Source organism: Myroides guanonis (genome assembly GCF_900114085.1).
Classification (GTDB): Bacteria; Bacteroidota; Bacteroidia; order Flavobacteriales; family Flavobacteriaceae; genus Flavobacterium; species Flavobacterium guanonis.
Window position 1 is genome coordinate 37,179 of record NZ_FORU01000014.1, and the last position, 15,707, is coordinate 52,885.

The following is a 15,707-nucleotide window of genomic DNA, read 5'->3' on the forward strand; positions in this document are numbered from 1 at the left end:
TCCATAAAAAACAACGTAACTTAGTACTATTAAATCTTAGAAATCATGGGAAAAAATGTCATTTTTTTTATTGTCGGAATGGCTTTATTCATACTCGCTTTGGCATTAAAGGCAGAGGGTATTTTAAAGACAGGTATAGCAGAGATATTGATGTTCATAGGTCTCGCTATTGTAATTGTTCCTCTATTTAAACTTGTATACGGAAGCTTGAAAAAATAAAAGTCGAAAAAATAATTTTCCAATTATCTTTTCGACTTTTCATGTTATTCTTGTAAATCACTATTCTCTAACTCACATAAGAGCAACTCTTAAGGTTTTCATATTTCATAATGCAAACCAAAAGAACTTAAGAAATAATTTTTTATTTTACTAAAACCTTACTTAAGTTTTCTAACATCACATTAGTCATCTCAGACAAATCGTATTTGTGATTCCACCCCCAATCTTCTTGAGCTCTTGAATCATCAATACTTGCTGGCCAGCTATCTGCAATCGCTTGACGGAAATCTGGTTCGTAATCAATAGTAAAATCAGGTATATGTTTTTGAATTTCAGCTGCAACATCTTCAGGGGTGAAAGAAATTCCACCAAGATTATAAGACGAGCGTATTTTAATATTCTCTTTTGGAGCTTGCATAATTGCAATAGTAGCATCTAGTGCATCTTCCATATACATCATAGGCAAAGCAGATTTTTCAGAAAGGAAACATGTATACTTCTTATCTTCTATTGCTTTGTAAAAAATATCCACCGCATAGTCAGTTGTTCCACCCCCCGGAGGAGTTGTCCAAGATATCAAACCTGGGTAACGAATACTTCTAACATCTACCCCAAACTTATTGAAATAATACTCACACCAACGTTCACCGGTCTGTTTAGAGATACCATAAACCGTAGAAGGTTCCATCACAGTATATTGAGGTGTATTAAATCTAGGTGTAGTCGGTCCAAAAACAGCTATACTAGATGGCCAAAAGATTTTCTTTATCTTTCCTTCTTTTGCCAAGTTTAATACGTGAAACAAAGAATCCATATTCAAACTCCATGCAAATGCAGGATTTTTTTCTGCGGTAGCTGAAAGTAAAGCTGCCATTAAATAAACCTCATCTATCTGATGTTTATCAATCGCTCCGGCTATCTCATCATAATTCATTGCGTTTATAATTTCGAACGGACCTGAACTCATTAAATCTTCCTTTCCTTCTCTAATATCAGAAGCTACAACATTATCATTTCCATATACTTTTCGAAGCTTTAGTGTTAATTCTGAACCGATTTGACCACAAGCTCCTAGTATTAAAATTTTTGTTCCCATTTGTGTATATTTTACCTGCACAAATATAGTAGTTAGATTTCAATATATCAATCATTCTCAATGGGATTACTATGTTTGTATTCATGAACAATCCGACTTTAAACATCCATAGAATCTTACAGATATATTCAATAACATTCGTAAATTTGAGGACTTAAAATATGACTCATGAGAATTTACATAGGCCTACTTATAAGTCTTTTACTAATTATGAATTCTTGCAAAGACAATACTAAGGAGCTACAAGAGAATCAAATTAGGTTACAAGAACATAACGACAGCGTTTTTAAAGTTTTAAATGAAAAATGGAATTTTAGAATGCCTGCAGTTTCTAGTGCCGTTTCAGAAGAGATTAAAGATTGGAAACAATGGTCTGAATTTAGTGATGAACTAAAATTTAAACCTGTATCCTCTATTGTTGCTTTTCAAAAGAAAACAGAAAAGCTAAATTCAATTCTATCTGCATTGCCCGGTTCGTTACCAACAGAATTTGAGCAACCTGAAATTAGAGCAAGATTTACAGTGTTGATAAATACATTCAACTTTATAGATATGTACTTAAGAATTGATCCTGTCCCAATCAAAGAAATAGATGTCTTATTACCACAGGTTAATAAACAAATTACATCTATCTCACAGAAAATGGATGAGATAATGACCAAAAAATCAATTCCGAAAGAAATGGGAGAAGAAGAGATGCTTCGTGCGTTAGATACAATTCGCCACGCCAATCCAATGCTTCAAACTAGTCAATTATCTCAAACCCATCCTTCTTTACGAATGAAGCCAGTCCCTTTAGCTGACCCTGCCATACAAAAAAGACTTCAACAACAATCAAAAGCTATATTAAAATCTGATTCGTCATCATCAGATACTAAATAATTTTTTTCATGGAGATTCAAAAGCGATATCATAACTCACCCAAAGTGCAATCTATCTCTAATGAACTAGTTCAAAGAGGAAATAAAATCCAACTTCAAGGCCTCATAGGCTCCTCTATCTCTTTCGTAATCGAAAGTCTTTTTACAAAAGCTGATTTACCCTTTCTATTGGTATTTCAAGACAAGGAAGAAGCAGCCTATTACTTAAATGATTTAGAGAATCTAATCAACAAAGATGACGTACTTTTCTACCCAGGTTCATATAGACGTCCGTATCAGATAGAAGAGACCGATAATGCCAACATACTCTTAAGAGCAGAAGTTTTAAATAGAATTAATTCTAGGAAAAAACCAGCTATAATTGTTTCTTATACTGATGCTCTATTTGAAAAAGTAGTTACGAAAAGCACTCTGGATAAGAATACTCTAAAAATACAAGTCGAAGACAAAATATCTATTGATTTCGTTAATGAAGTACTTTTTGAATATCATTTTAAAAGAGTCGATTTTGTTTCAGAACCTGGCGAATTCTCTGTCCGAGGAGGGATTATAGATGTATTCTCTTTCTCTAACGACAATCCATATAGAATTGAATTTTTTGGAGATGAGGTAGATACTATCCGAACTTTTGATGTAGAGACACAACTTTCTATAGAAAAGAAAAAGAAAATCAGCATCATCCCAAATGTAGAAAATAAATTCACTCAAGAAAACAGACAAAGTTTTCTTGAATATATTTCTGAAAAAACGGTAATATTTGCCAAAAACTCATCCCTTATCTCCGACAAACTAGAACTACTTTTTACAAAAGCAAGTGAGGTTTTTGAAAAATTGTCTAAGGACATTAAACATCAGAATCCAGAGCTTATGTTCTTAAGTAAGGAAGAATATTTTGACAATATTGAAAAATTCACCTATGTTGAGCTATACCCAACAACACTAATAAACCCTAAAAAAGCTTTTGAATTCCACATAAAACCACAACCTTCTTTCAACAAACAGTTTGACTTACTTGCCAGAAACCTAAATGACAATGCGGATAATGGTTTTGAGAACTTTTTGTTGTGCAGCAATCAAGGACAGGCCAAACGCTTCAAAGAAATATTTGCATCTTTAAAAGATGACCACCAAAATGTAGTAGAGCAATATAAAACAAAAGTTTTTCCTCTATACGAAGGTTTCATCGATGAAGAACTTCAAATAGCTTGTTATACAGATCATCAAATATTTGAACGCTATCACAAGTTTTCTGTAAAAAACGGCTACACTAAAAAACAAACTATCACACTAAAAGAACTCAATTCATTAACAGTAGGGGACTATGTTACCCATATCGATCATGGAATTGGTAAATTTGGTGGTTTACAAAAAATCGAAGTAGATGGTAAAATTCAAGAGGCTATTAAACTAGTCTATGCGGACAATGATATTGTATACGTTAGCATTCATTCTTTACACAAAATATCCAAATTCAATGGAAAGGAGGGGACTCCTCCAAAAGTTCATAAACTTGGATCAAGTGCATGGAAAACATTAAAGCAAAAGACAAAAGCAAGGGTTAAACATATTGCTTTTAACCTTATTCAACTCTACGCCAAAAGGCGCTTGGAGAAAGGTTTTCAATACGCTCCTGATAGCTACCTACAAGCTGAGCTGGAAAGTTCTTTTATTTACGAAGATACCCCAGACCAAATTACCGCTACTCAAGACGTAAAAGCAGATATGGAAAGCGAACGTCCTATGGATAGGCTTGTATGTGGTGACGTAGGTTTTGGAAAAACAGAAGTTGCTATTAGAGCTGCATTTAAAGCCGTTGACAACGGTAAACAAGTTGCCGTATTAGTTCCTACTACAATCTTAGCATTTCAGCATTATAAGACTTTTAGAGACCGTTTAAAAGATATGCCGGTACGTGTTGATTATATCAACCGTTTTAGATCTACGAAACAAAAAAATGAAATCATCAAGGATTTAGCCGAAGGACAAATAGATATTCTAATCGGAACTCATCAGTTGGCAAATAAAAGCATTCAGTTTAAAGACTTAGGTTTGTTAATTATTGATGAAGAGCAAAAATTTGGTGTTGCTGTAAAAGACAAACTAAAAACAATATCAGAAAACGTTGATACCCTAACTCTAACTGCAACTCCAATTCCACGTACCTTACAATTTTCTTTAATGGCTGCGCGCGATTTATCGGTTATAACAACCCCTCCACCTAATCGCTATCCAATAGAAACTCAAGTGGTTTCTTTCAATGAAGAAATCATTAGAGATGCCGTATCATACGAGATTGAAAGAGGTGGACAGGTCTTTATTATCAATAATCGAATTGAAAATATCAAAGAGGTTGCTGGAATGGTTCAAAGACTAGTTCCTGATGCAAAAATTGGAGTAGGTCATGGTCAAATGGAAGGTAAAAAACTTGAAGAGTTAATGCTTGCTTTTATGGATGGCGAATTTGATGTTCTTGTTGCTACTACTATCATTGAAAGCGGATTGGATGTTCCTAATGCAAACACTATCATCATAAATAATGCTAATAATTTTGGCCTTTCTGATTTACATCAAATGAGAGGGCGTGTTGGAAGAAGTAATAAGAAAGCATTCTGTTATTTTATTTGCCCTCCCTACTCTGCTATGACAGAAGATGCACGAAAGCGAATTCAAGCATTGGAACAATTCAGTGATCTTGGAAGCGGTTTTAATATCGCCATGAAAGACCTTGAAATCAGAGGTGCTGGTGATATATTAGGCGGTGAACAGAGTGGATTCATAAATGAAATAGGTTTTGAAACCTACCAAAAAATCATGAACGAAGCTATTGAAGAACTGAAAGAAAACGAATTCAAAGATTTATACGAAGAAGAAAACAAGGAAGAAAACAAGGTGTTTGTAAAAGACACACAAATTGACACTGATTTTGAAATACTTTTTCCTGATGACTATATCAACAATATTACGGAAAGACTAAATCTATACAATGAGCTTAGTAACATTTCTAAAGAAGAGGATTTAAAAGCATACGAGCAAAAACTTATTGACCGCTTTGGTAAACTTCCTAAGGAAGCTATTGCTCTCTTAGACAGTCTTAGAATTAAATGGTTTGCAGCAAATGCAGGTGTAGAAAAACTAGTTATAAAGCAAGGTAAGATGATTTGTTATTTTGTTGGTGATCAAAACTCACCATACTATCAGTCTTCTAAATTCAAAAAAGTACTTCTCTTCGTTCAACAACATTCAAATCTATGTAAGATGAAAGAAAAACAAACGAAAAATGGACTTCGATTGTTATTAACTTTTGAGAATGTAAAGAGTGTAAAACAAGCATTAGAACTTATTCAATTAATATAATACCTATCAAGTATATACAAGAAAGGGTGTCGATAAACGACACCCTTTTTCATTTTCATAGATTCATTGAATCACGCTCTTAGTAACCAAATAAATCCTCCAAGCTCAACTCTTGTATTTTTCCAAATTTCTTCACAGCTTCCCAATCTAAGTTTTCTTTCTTACCTAATAAACCTACATTAAAACTCTTTCCTTTAATATGAGCATTAAAGAAATTAGTCAAGTCATCCATTGTCATCGTTTTTGTTTGAGCGTAAATATCTTTATTGATATCATAATCAATTCCCTTTTCTCTCAAACTTAACCAATAATAAAATATAGCTGTTTTTGTATAACGCTCCGTTGCCATACTCTTTAAAGCCGACTCCTTAGCATTTGCAAACTGACTTTCTGCTTTTGGCATATCATTCATCAATTCCATCATAGCATCTACCGCCTGAGGTAATTTGTTTGCTTGTGTGCCAACATAGGCAACAACATAGTTATATCTGTCTTTTTTAGATGCACTCGAATAGTATGCATAAGCTGAATACGCCAACGATTTCGATTCTCTAATTTCTTGAAAAACTACAGATGCCATTCCTCCTCCAAAATAAGAGTTGAACACAGATGCAGTTCCCAAAAAGTCTTTATTGAATTTAGAATCTCTTCCTCTATATGTAATTTCAGCTTGAACCATATCATAAGGTGCAAAGTAAACAGTTCCATCTGTAGCTGGCTCTGGATATACTTTTGCAGTAGGTATCTTTTTACCTTTACCCAAATTATGATTTGCAACTATTGCTGCTTTTGTACCTTCCAAATCATTTCCATAATAGAATACCTCTTGGTTATAATCAAAAACAGAATGTAATAATGTAACTAATTCTTCTGGATTGATTGCTTTTAACTCACTCTCAGATAACACATCTCTTAATCTACTTTCTTTTCCAGAAACTACATAACTGTTTAATGCTCTTTGAATTCCGTTTTTACTTGATTTAGCATCAAATCTTGACTTTAAAATTTGCTCTACGTAATTTGAATAAGCAACATTATCTGCCTTCGCATCTTTTAACAAATGCTCTAACAATTTGATTCCTTCTTCTATGTTTTCCTGTAATCCACTTATATAAATATAACTTTTATCTGAACCTGCATTTACACCAAAGTCTATTCCTAATTTATAAAACTCTTTACTCAAGTCTTCTGCTGAATACTTCGTTGTTCCAATGTAGCTTAAATAATCAACTGCTAAAGACAATTTCTTACTGTGATCCGAACCAACTGGAATTATATAGTTTACGGTTGAAATATCATTAGTAGTGTTCTTTATAAATGCTAAATCAGCACTTTGTTTTCCTATTTTCTCTCTCTTAATTGCTGTTTTGAAATCTATAAACACAGGAGCTATTTCAGCTACTTTCACTTGCTGTAAACGTTTATAAAATTCTGACTCACTATCACGATTCAAATCAATTGGTGTAATTCCAGGATTCTCTACTCGAACTAAATCTTTATTTTCTCCTTGTCTTTTATAGATTACTACATAATTATTCGTGTAATTCTTCTTAGCGAACTCCATTACATCTTGCTTGGATATTTTTGAAATCTCGTCGATTTCTTCAACTACTTCTTTCCAAGATTTCCCTTGAATAAAAGCATTATACATCTGTGCTCCTAAAGCTTCATTACTCTCCAAAGCTTTCATTGCTTGCTTTTTAAAGTCATTTACAACCGCATCAATCATCCAATCATCAAACTCTCCCTTTTTGATTTTTTCCAACTCACTCATTAGTAAATCTTTCAATTCATCTAAAGTTTGACCTTCATTTGGCATCCCCATTAAACTATGCACAGAATAATCCTTCATAATCATTGGAGAACTTTGAGCATATAACGCTTTTTGCTTTTGATTAATATCTAAATCAATCAAACCTGCTTTGCTATTACTCAAAATCATATCTATCAATGAAACATATAAAGCATCTTTTGTTTTAGCTCCCTCTAAACGGAATCCAATTTCAACTCTTTCACTTTGTGGACTAAAAACTTCATAAGAAGTTGGCTTTGTTATAGGTTTTTCTACCGCTACATACTCCTTAGGTTGAGCTCCTTTCTTCATTGAACCAAAATACGCATTCACCAACTGAATAGTAGGTTCAAACTCAATATCTCCAACTAAAACTACTGCCATATTATTAGGAACATAATACTGCTCGAAATAATTATGAATAGCCACCATTGAAGGATTCTTTAAATGATCTGAAGTACCAATAGTTGTTTGAGTACCATAATGAGAATCTGGAAATAATAAACGCATCATTGCTTCGTGCGTTGCTCTATAATCATTATCCTGGCCTCTATTAAACTCCTCATATACTGCTTCTAACTCAGTATGAAATAGTCTCAATACTAATTCTGAAAAACGCTCTTGTTCAATCATTAAGAATTTCTCTAACTCATTTGATGGAATGTCGTTTTGATAGACTGTTTCATCAAACCAAGTATGGGCATTGGTACCTGACGCTCCTATTGACGCAACAGATTTATCATATTCATTAGCGATTGCATATTGAGATGCTTCCTTAGATATTTGATCTATTTTCTTATAAATTTCAACCTTCTTTACTGGATCGCTTTCTTTTTTATGAACTTCATACAAATCAGAAATTTGCTTAATTAGCACTTGTTCTTTAGACCAATTTGATGTTCCTAATTTCGAAGTTCCTTTAAATAACATATGCTCTAAGTAGTGAGCCAAACCTGTATTGTCTTCTGGATCATTATTAGAACCCGTTCTAACTGGTATGAATGTTTGGATCCTTGGTGCATCATGATTTTGAGCCAAATACACTTTTAATCCATTATTTAAAGTGTAAATTCTCGTCTTAGAAGGATCATTTTCAACGTATTCATAAGCGAATCCATTGCCATCTTTCGCAGTCAAGGTTTTGTATTGCGCCTGTATAAAGCCGCTTAAAGAAAATACAAAACCTAAAATGAGGTGTTTCTTTCTCATAGATAATTTGTTGTTTTTTGATTAACACCCAAATCTATGAATAATAATTATTGTTCAATTATTATAATCACAATTTATTAATAAAAAAAAAACGCTTTACTAAATACAGCAAAGCGTTTTTAATCAACCATATAGGTTAATGTTATTTATTAATAATCGAAACAACTATTTTATATCAATCGCTTCGAATATAGGGGTCCCAATATTTCCATTTGGTTCTTCGATTTTTAATATTGAAGAAATCGTGGGAGCTATATCTGTCATATGAATTTCACGAACAGATTTTCCTTGCTTAATACCCCATCCCATAAATATCGCAGGTATGTGTGCATCGTACGACGCCCAAGTTCCATGTGTTGTTCCCTTAGCATCTTGTTTTCCACTATACCATTGAGGCTCCAATATGATTTGTATTACTCCACTTCTTTTAAAATTATAACCATTGATTATTCGCTCTCTAATACGTTCTGGAATTGCAGAAGTTCCCGCTTTATCCATATCTGTTACAAATGCTACACCTTCCTCTTTCCTCAATTCTTTAACTATCACATTTCTAATATCTTCTTCGTTTAACTTTGAGTCCTCAATAACCTTGTAATTCAGATGAACTTGATAGTTTGTCAAACTTTTTACTAAATCAGTTTGTCCAAATACTTGCTGTAACCTATCATTCAGACGTTTTCTCACTTCCTTAGTGTCAAAATATCCTGAATTTCCCTTTTGATCCTTAAAGAATTTAGGATTGTGAGCAGCTCCATGATCAGCGGTTAAGAACAGTGTATAGTTACCCTCACCTATCTCTTTGTCTAAATAATTCAAAAAATCAGCAATTTCTAAATCTAAACGTAAATAGGTGTCTTCAATTTCAATAGAATTTATTCCAAACTGATGTCCTATATAATCTGTTGAAGATAAACTCAGTGCTAAAAAATCCGTTACATTATGTGGATTATGTCCTAATTTTTCATTTGATATAATCGCTTTGGCCATATCTAAAGTCAATGTATTTCCCTGCGGTACTGCTTTAATCAAATCATATCCATTATCTTTTTTCAATTTCACTAAATCTCTTGGAAAAACAGACGCTTTTTCTCCCTTATACAATTCTTCATAAGGGGTATCATCCGCTGTACTTAAAACATAACTATCTATAGGATAAAGCGTATTCCATCCTTGTTTGAAATAAGTGTCGGCCAATTTTTTCTTATTAAAATCCTGCACCCATTTCGGAAGTTTATCCATATAATAAGTACTCGTTATCCAATCACCTGTTGATCCATCCAACCAATAAGCTGCATCAGCAAAATGACCTGCTGGTAATATTCCTCCACGATCCTTAATAGCAACTCCTATTACTTTTGATTGAAAGTTGGTAGCTAATTTTAATTGGTCAGTAACTGTTGAAACCAATAAGTTTTTTGGAGATTGTTGCCCTACTTTTCCACTTCCACCAACTGCTGCTACAGCATCATCTTGTGTACAATACATAGACTCTCCTGTTGCTTGAATAATAAAATCATTTCCCGCAATTCCATGTATAGCTGGTACACTTCCCGTATAAACCGTACTATGCCCAATTGCAGTATAAGTTGGAACGTATGGTATATAGGCATTCTCACAAGAAAACCCTTCTTGTAATAAGCGATTAAAACCATTTTGTGAATAACGGTCCGCGTACTTATATAAGTAATCCCAACGCATTTGATCTACTACTAAACCAACTACTAATTTAGGTTTTGATATGCTCTCATTTGCATGTAGTGAAAACAAACAAAAACAACTAAAAGTTGTTAATAAGGCTTTTTTTAATCTCATTTTATTTATGATTTTGAAATGATCTATCCATTCTTTAGAAACGAAAAACAAAGCTATTAAAACTATTCCGCTAACTGCATACATACCAAAAATTTCAAGATTATTTAACATGGCGAGGTAGATAGTCATTTATACATATTCACTAATACTTCTTTATCCCTTCAAAAATGTATCTTTGTATTTCTTCAATAATAACACTATGAATTCTATTAAAGTCATTGCTTTCGATGCAGATGATACACTTTGGATAAACGAAACATATTTTAACGATGCAGAAAAGCAATTCTGTATATTAATGGAAAACTATCTTTCACATCAAAGTACCTCTGCTATATTATTTGAAAAACAAATCAACAACCTTCCTCTATATGGATATGGTATTAAAGGTTTTATTCTTTCAATGATTGAAGCTGCAAGCCAAATCACCAACGGTACTATAAATATTAAAGCTACAGATCATATTATTCGAATTGGTAAAGATCTTCTTACGAAACCAGTAGAACTTATAGATGATGTTGAAAGCATTTTAGAGAAGCTTCAAGGAAAATATAAGCTTGTAGTCGCTACTAAAGGTGATTTAAAAGATCAGCACCGAAAGCTACACAAATCAGGCTTAGGCCCTTATTTCCATCACATTGAAGTAATGTCTGACAAGAAAGAACTAGACTATCAAAAGCTTCTCAAACGACTTGATGTACAACCAGAAGAATTTATTATGATAGGTAATTCGTTAAAATCAGATGTGCTACCTGTCCTTGATATTGGTGGACATGCAATTCATATACCTTTCCATACCACTTGGGCTCATGAACGAATTGATTTTGAGGTTATCCACCCTAAATTCACTACTTTAAAAAAGCTGTCAGAAATAGAAAAGTTATTTAATATTTAAACCTTGGCTTATAATTCTATATCCCAAATACCTACAGTACGTTCTAATTGAACTAGTGCGGTGATGCTTTCAAACAAGGTTTCAACATAATTTTGTTGGGTTTCATTATATACTCTTTGAGCTTCCAAGAGTTCTAAAAGACTACTTGACCCCCGTTTATAACTATACAATCGGCCATCTAAAACCTCTTTAGCTTGTTCAAGCATCTCTTTTTCAAATAATTCCTTTTGCTCTAACCTATTATTATAATTCCTAAATGCCTGAACAATTTCCTTGTTCATTTCTTGCAAAGCGAGCTGATTTTCTAACTTTGCTTGCTCCTCATTAATCTTAGCAATTTTGAATTCAGAATTCTTTGCATTCGAAAACTTTAATGGAATGGTAAGACCAAAAGTCACTAAAGTACCCTCTGGTCTTGGTACTATAACATCATTAAAAAACGTATCACTTTCAATACCCATACTAAGTCCTAAGTCTATCGCTCGTTCTGCTTTAGCTCTTTTTATATCTGCCTCTGCTACTAACTGTTGTTGTTTTACAGCTAAGTAATCAGATCTCAAATAGGGAGCTTGTTCTAAAAGACTCTCGATTTCAAACATCCTTGTAGCATTTTCTAAATTCCCCTTTGGTAAATAAATTGAATGTTTCTCTGAATCACCCAAAAATACTTTCAACTCTTCTAGACTATTAAACCATTCAGTACTTGCGTTTTTCCACTCAAGTCTCATTGACTTTGCTTCTAAATTTGACTGAATAGATTCGACCTTACTTATTTGCCCCAATTGAAATCTTAAACTATCGGATTTCGCCAAATCAACCATCGCCTTATAAGAATTACTTTGAATTTCTTCTATCATTTTATTTTTAATTGCTTCTGCATACTGAATAGTAGCCTGTGCTCTCAATTCCTCGAAAAATGCTCTGACCTCAAATTCTGTTCGAGCCAATTCATTTTTAGCCAAATTAGTTCTCGCTTTCCTCTTACCGCTCAACGCAATTTCCCATCCTACCTCAGCTTCAAATCCATACCCTGACTTTAGCTGTTTATCTCCATTGTCAACCCATTTTACATTAAGTTCCGGATCAGCTACTATTCTTGACGCATAAAGCTCTGCATCTGCAATAGGAAGCTTATACTTTTCAACCGCATAAGACAAATTGTTTTGTATCATCTGTTCTAAAAACTGTGAATAACTTATGTCTTTATATATTTTATCACCCTTTGACTGTGCTAATGAATGTAGGCTTATTGTAAACAATACTATCATCAATATCACTTTTTCATTTTTCATTTATACTCGTTTTAGGATGTTAATAATTATATTCTATTTTTAAGGTTTTACCTCATCGTCTACTCAACTTCTTTAGTCTCTTTTAGAAACCTCTTTTCTAACATATAATACAATGCTGGAAGCACAAAGAGTGTTAGCAAAGTCGAAAAGAGTAAACCATATACAATTACAGTTGCCAAAGGCCTCTGAACGTCAGAACCTATACCGGTTGCCATAGATGCAGGAAACAGTCCTAATATAGCAACAGTGGCGGTCATTAAAACAGGTCTAAAACGTTGTTCTGCTCCTAACATTACACTCTCTTTTAACGCTTTTCCCTCCTTACGAAGTTGATTAATATGAGAAATCATTATAACACCGTTTTGTATGGCCACTCCAAATAAAGCTATAAAACCAACGGCTGATGAAACATTTAATGTCATTCCTCTTACCACTAATGCAAGCATCCCCCCAAATAAAGCTAATGGCACTATAGTCATTAATAATCCCGCCTGTCTAAATTGTCCAAAAGCTCCATATAGCAATACAAACATCAAACATAATGTTAGAGGTATAATCACCGCCAAGCGACCGTATGCTCTTTCTTGATTTTCGAATTGACCTCCCCATTCAATTTTATAGGAATCTGTATCATAAACCAATTGTTTATCAATTTTTGATTGAGCTTCTTTCAATAAAGACGCTAAATCTCGATTTCTAACATTGAGCTTTACTGTTAGATGGCGCTTATTCATCTCTCTCGTAATAACGCTTTCTCCAGTAGTAGTCTTAATAGTCGCCACTTGTGACAATGGTATTTTAGCACCGTAAGAAGTTGTTAGCATTAGATTAGCTATTTTCTCTGGTGTATCTCTACTATGCTCTGTATATCGAGCTGTAATATCATACACCTTGTTATCTATAAAAACCTGAGAGATTGCTTTCCCTCCAATGGCTACCTCAATCAACTCTGTCACATCTACTATATTCAACCCATATTGCGCAATTTTATCACGATCTGGATGAATTTGTAGTTGTGGTAAAGGAGGCTCTTGGTCTATGGCCAAGTCAACAGCTCCTTCAACTGTTTCTAAAACACCTAAAACCTCAGCAGCAATACGACGAGTTTCATGAAAATCTGACCCATATACTTTAACCACAAGTTCACTGTGGGCTCCTGATATTTTATCCATTACACCGTCTATCATTGGCTGTGCAAAACCAACTGTAAAACCAGGTAATGTTTCATATTCAGTAGCTAATTCATGAATAAGGTCTTCTTTTACTTTTCCTTTAGGCCATTCCTTATAAGGTTTCAACCCAATTGAACATTCGAAATGAGAGGGAGTAAACGGATCTGTACCATCATCATTACGCCCTGCTTGAACCATAATATAAGTCACCTCGTTATATTTCATTGTTCTTGCACGCAAAGTATCACTCAACTCCTTTGATTTCTCTAATGATATACCTGGTGGCAATGACACTTGCAACCAAATGGATCCTTCATCCAAAGGAGGTAAAAAATCCTTACCTACTTTAATACTCAAGCCCATTGTTACTATCAAAACAAGTATGATAGGTAAGAAAACTTTTTTAGGTTTAATTATAATCCTCGTGATAGCATTATGATAATAAAGAGTTAGTTTTTCTAACCATTTATTGTGGTAAATTTTTCTCGGTTTCTTATAAACCACATAAGCCAAACCTGGTATTAAGAACAAGGCAACTAGTAATGCTCCGAGTAAAGCATAGCCAACAGTAAATGCCATAGGCGTGAAAAGCTTCTTCTCTACACGTTCAAAAGCAAACAAAGGTAAATAAGCTGTGATTATAATTAACGTTGCAAATAGAATAGGCTTAGCAACTTCCTTTACTCTTTTACTAACAGATTTCTCTTCTAACTCCTTATCTGGATTGTCCTCTCTCTTTCTCAAGATACTCTCCATCATTACGATGGCCCCATCTACAATAATCCCGAAATCAATTGCTCCTAATGATAATAAATTAGCCGGTATATCTGTGAAACGCATCAATACAAATGCAAACAGTAAAGATATTGGTATCGTAATTGCTACTAATAATGCTCCCCTCCAACTTCCTAAAAAAATAATCAGGACAATAATAACTAAACCTATTCCCTCCATTAAAGTTTTCGACACCGTGCTCAATGTCATATCCACAAGATCAGTTCTGTCCAAAAATGTATGAATTCTAACCCCCTCAGGTAATCCTCCATCATTAAGCTTATTGACAATCTGATGAATTTGCTCCAATACTTTTGAAGGATTTTCATGTTTTAGCAACAGAACAATACCTTCAATACTATCAGAGTAATCTCGCTCTCTATCTGTATAACCTAACGCTCCCTTTCGCTCAAGAGCTCCGTATTTCAATACACCCAAATCATTCAAAAGGACAGGGCTCCCTCCTTCTGATTTTACTACAATTTTCCCTAAGTCTGATAAATCTTTTACCAACCCAATCCCTCTTACTACATACCCCAAATCCCCTTTGGTAAGTACACTTCCTCCTGCATTTTTATTATTCTCTTCGATGGTTTCAACCACTTCACTCAAAGACAAACCATATGATTCTAACTTAATAGGATCTAATTCAACTTGAAACTGCGTGGTAATTCCTCCGAAATTAGTTACCTCTGCCACTCCTTGCACCTGATTCAGCATAGGAATAATTGTGAAGTTCTGTAAGTCGGTCAGCTCCCGTAGACTATATCCTTCTCCCTCTATTATATAGCGATACACTTCTCCAATAGGTGATGTTAAAGGATCTAATTCAGGCACTGCTTCGTAAGGTAATTCTATACTTTGCAAACGTTCTTGAATACGTTGTCTCGCAAAGTAGTCATCTACTCCATCTTCAAAAACCATAGTAATCATAGACAATCCAAAAGTGCTATTACTACGCATCACATGCATTCCTGGCATTCCATTTAATGCCCTTTCAATGGGAATGGTAATCTGTAATTCCATTTCCTCTGCAGCTAGTCCAGGTACTTGAGTAACTACTTGTGAAGTTACATCCGCAATATCCGGATAAGCCTCTACCGACAGTTGTTTCCAAGAATAGTATCCAAAAACACATATCATAGTGAACAAGGCTACTATCAACCATCTCTTTTGAATTGCTCTTTCTATTATATTTTTCATAAAATTTT

The 15,707-nt window shown here is 34.0% G+C and carries 9 protein-coding genes; 4 read left to right on the plus strand and 5 right to left on the minus strand.

All coding sequences use genetic code 11. The features are described 5' to 3' along the window. Window positions 1-45 precede the first annotated feature (45 nt). Complete coding sequence (locus tag BM024_RS13755; protein WP_177190205.1) at window positions 46-219, plus strand: hypothetical protein; 174 nt, start codon at window positions 46-48, stop codon at window positions 217-219. 142 nt (window positions 220-361) lie between these two features. Here the strand turns inward: BM024_RS13755 and BM024_RS11235 are convergent, their stop codons facing one another. Further along, window positions 362-1,315 (minus strand): NAD-dependent epimerase/dehydratase family protein, encoded by a 954-nt coding sequence (locus BM024_RS11235; RefSeq protein WP_090680257.1) that lies wholly within the window; start codon window positions 1,313-1,315, stop codon window positions 362-364. A gap of 168 nt (window positions 1,316-1,483) precedes the next feature. Between BM024_RS11235 and BM024_RS11240 the strand changes: the two genes are divergently transcribed. Together BM024_RS11240 and mfd are read left to right on the plus strand one after the other, a co-directional pair. Then, a complete protein-coding gene (locus tag BM024_RS11240) occupies window positions 1,484-2,197 on the plus strand; it encodes a hypothetical protein (RefSeq protein ID WP_143077766.1) in 714 nt (237 codons plus the stop codon). 8 nt (window positions 2,198-2,205) lie between these two features. Continuing rightward, window positions 2,206-5,550 (plus strand): transcription-repair coupling factor, encoded by a 3,345-nt coding sequence (mfd, locus tag BM024_RS11245; RefSeq protein ID WP_090680262.1) that lies wholly within the window; start codon window positions 2,206-2,208, stop codon window positions 5,548-5,550. A gap of 79 nt (window positions 5,551-5,629) precedes the next feature. Here the strand turns inward: mfd and BM024_RS11250 are convergent, their stop codons facing one another. Together BM024_RS11250 and pafA are read right to left on the minus strand one after the other, a co-directional pair. Next, window positions 5,630-8,551, minus strand: coding sequence for a M16 family metallopeptidase (locus tag BM024_RS11250; RefSeq protein WP_090680269.1), 2,922 nt, complete (start codon window positions 8,549-8,551; stop codon window positions 5,630-5,632). 165 nt (window positions 8,552-8,716) lie between these two features. Then, window positions 8,717-10,366 carry an alkaline phosphatase PafA gene (gene pafA, locus BM024_RS11255; protein ID WP_090680411.1) on the minus strand — a complete coding sequence of 550 codons (1,650 nt, stop codon included), beginning with the start codon at window positions 10,364-10,366 and terminating at the stop codon, window positions 8,717-8,719. 199 nt (window positions 10,367-10,565) lie between these two features. On the opposite strand from pafA, the gene BM024_RS11260 reads away from it, so the two are divergent. After that, window positions 10,566-11,258 carry an HAD family hydrolase gene (locus tag BM024_RS11260; RefSeq protein ID WP_090680272.1) on the plus strand — a complete coding sequence of 231 codons (693 nt, stop codon included), beginning with the start codon at window positions 10,566-10,568 and terminating at the stop codon, window positions 11,256-11,258. Window positions 11,259-11,266: 8 nt separating this feature from the next. On the opposite strand, the gene BM024_RS11265 is transcribed toward BM024_RS11260, so the two are convergent. Together BM024_RS11265 and BM024_RS11270 are read right to left on the minus strand one after the other, a co-directional pair. Beyond that, a complete protein-coding gene (locus BM024_RS11265) occupies window positions 11,267-12,550 on the minus strand; it encodes a TolC family protein (protein WP_090680275.1) in 1,284 nt (427 codons plus the stop codon). A gap of 59 nt (window positions 12,551-12,609) precedes the next feature. Continuing rightward, window positions 12,610-15,699, minus strand: coding sequence for an efflux RND transporter permease subunit (locus BM024_RS11270; RefSeq protein WP_090680278.1), 3,090 nt, complete (start codon window positions 15,697-15,699; stop codon window positions 12,610-12,612). Between the last annotated feature and the right edge of the window lie 8 nt (window positions 15,700-15,707).

What these genes read in the sequence shown, in the direction of transcription:
- mfd (WP_090680262.1), top strand. Translation starts at nt 2,206, where the DNA reads ATGGAGATTCAAAAGCGATATCATAACTCACCCAAAGTGCAATCTATC.
- BM024_RS11265 (WP_090680275.1), bottom strand. Translation starts at nt 12,550, where the DNA reads ATGAAAAATGAAAAAGTGATATTGATGATAGTATTGTTTACAATAAGC.
- BM024_RS11270 (WP_090680278.1), bottom strand. Translation starts at nt 15,699, where the DNA reads ATGAAAAATATAATAGAAAGAGCAATTCAAAAGAGATGGTTGATAGTA.
- BM024_RS11240 (WP_143077766.1), top strand. Translation starts at nt 1,484, where the DNA reads ATGAGAATTTACATAGGCCTACTTATAAGTCTTTTACTAATTATGAAT.
- BM024_RS11260 (WP_090680272.1), top strand. Translation starts at nt 10,566, where the DNA reads ATGAATTCTATTAAAGTCATTGCTTTCGATGCAGATGATACACTTTGG.
- BM024_RS13755 (WP_177190205.1), top strand. Translation starts at nt 46, where the DNA reads ATGGGAAAAAATGTCATTTTTTTTATTGTCGGAATGGCTTTATTCATA.
- pafA (WP_090680411.1), bottom strand. Translation starts at nt 10,366, where the DNA reads ATGAGATTAAAAAAAGCCTTATTAACAACTTTTAGTTGTTTTTGTTTG.
- BM024_RS11250 (WP_090680269.1), bottom strand. Translation starts at nt 8,551, where the DNA reads ATGAGAAAGAAACACCTCATTTTAGGTTTTGTATTTTCTTTAAGCGGC.
- BM024_RS11235 (WP_090680257.1), bottom strand. Translation starts at nt 1,315, where the DNA reads ATGGGAACAAAAATTTTAATACTAGGAGCTTGTGGTCAAATCGGTTCA.